Source organism: Bacillus sp. N1(2025) (assembly GCF_053470005.1).
Map to the genome: position 1 here is coordinate 1 of NZ_JBLTJB010000027.1, position 1,934 is coordinate 1,934.

The 1,934-nt window shown below is 30.9% G+C and carries 1 protein-coding gene and 1 pseudogene; one reads left to right on the plus strand and one right to left on the minus strand.

What is annotated here, in order from left to right:
- The first annotated feature begins 109 nt into the window (after positions 1-109).
- A complete protein-coding gene (locus ACNFN4_RS22085) occupies positions 110-1,615 on the plus strand; it encodes a hypothetical protein (RefSeq protein WP_022553099.1) in 1,506 nt (501 codons plus the stop codon).
- 57 nt (positions 1,616-1,672) lie between these two features.
- Here the strand turns inward: ACNFN4_RS22085 and ACNFN4_RS22090 are convergent.
- Positions 1,673-1,934: pseudogene (locus ACNFN4_RS22090) on the minus strand (acyltransferase family protein); the annotation flags it as partial.

A 1,934-nucleotide genomic window follows, 5' to 3' on the forward strand; every position in this document is an offset into this window, starting at 1 on the left:
AATAAAACAGCAGTTTTAAAGAGAGTTAACAGATAGAGTATCATGCTATAATATTGAATTAATTAGAAGTAGTGTTTAGTAAGAGAAAAATATTTAGGGCGGGAAGAGATTGGATAACTATGAGTCTAACATAAATATACTTAATGAGATTGATAAAAGATTAAGGAGATTTAATTTTAATTCTAAACTTGAATTATTAAGAGTGTTACATCATGCTACATCTGTAATTAATCCTAATGATGATTTTTTAATCAGTCTATTGCCTAATAATATATTAAGAAAACAAATTAGAGGTAACATATATAATCATGAACTAGCATATCTCTCCTTAGCCTCTATAATAGGGAAAGAGTGGGGTGGATATACGCCAGATATTAGTTATAATGATTTAGTGAAAGTAATTAAGTTATATCGAGAATATAATATTCCATTTAAGCATAAAGATGATTTGAATTTGTCTGATCAGGAATTATTGTCACAATTTTCTGTGAGAGTCGGTTTACAACAATTTATTTATCAGAGGCATCCTTTTAAAAGTTTTTATAGGTATCACTATCTGTTTAATTATGAAAGCCCTGAAATTAATGTTAAAAAAATTTTTCTTGAATTGTTTGGTTATGAGTATGAAGATTATTTGTTATTCTCTTGGGCTTTATATAATTGTTCCTCGAAATACTGGGAAATTGATAAAGATAATTTTATTAGAACACTTGGGGAAATTTTCCGATTTTCTGAAACAAAAGTGAAAACTTTAATAAATACCTTTTTAATTAATAGAGAAGAATTTATAGTTTTGTATGAACAATTTGCAACAATTGATCCAAAAATGAAAGTCTATGATTTCAACCCATTACTAATGAAACCGATTGTAACCTCAAATGGCTCTGACCTTTTATTTCCAATGCCTTTTTCAATTTTCATAGCTGTTACAGAGGGGATGTATCAACAAATTTGCACTGCAAAAGGTTTGGAATTCAAAAGTGCTTTTGGAAAACACCCTTACGAAGATTACATAGAACATATTTTAAAACTTCATAATTATCTTTATATAAAAGAGTTTGTGTATAGATTTCAAAAGAACAATTTAAGATCCCCTGATTTTATGTTAGTTAAAAATAATCACGTTATCTTTATTGAATTAAAAGCAAGAGTACCCATGATAAGTTTAAGAACAACAAATTATACAAAATATAAAGAAGAGCTTAAAACTTCACTTGGTGCTGCACTTGCTCAGTGTTTTAAAAAGGAAGGTCATCTAAAAAGCGGCTTTATAAACCATGAAAAGTTACCTAAAAATATTTCGCGAATTTCACATATTGCTATTACACTTGAAGAATTTAATATTGCAGATGAAACTGGACTCGAAGAAGCAATAAAGGAAAATGGTGGAGTGCTTAGTGACTCTTCTTACCATGTTATGAGCACAGGAACATTAGAATCAATATTAGAAGAAGACACAAGGGATATTTTTCAATATTGTATCGATAGAGAAGAAGCTGGAACAACCAATAGGCACTTATCAGATGGAGATGTAAAAAGAGAAAAGTTAACTTCCACAAGAGATCAAAATTTAATGGAACTCATTGTGAAAAAGAATAATCTAATTTCTAAATAAAAACACCATTTCATGCTAAATGGGACACGGGCTGCCTACATGAACAGCCCTTGGCCATTAGCTCGCAATCTTCGTTTTGACTTGCTTGCGTGTCTCTATATTACGTAATTTAAGAGCCGGTTTTTCCACTATTCTGTATGAAAGGAATGCGACGGTAGCAGTGACAGCCATCAGAACGATGATCAGCGGGTAATCAGACAATGTTTTATTAATTCCAGTGTATAAGAAGATGTTGATGATCACCATGTGCCATATGAAAATCCCCATACTGATATCATCTAACCGGTTCAGCTGCCACAATATCTTCGGCCCATTGTAC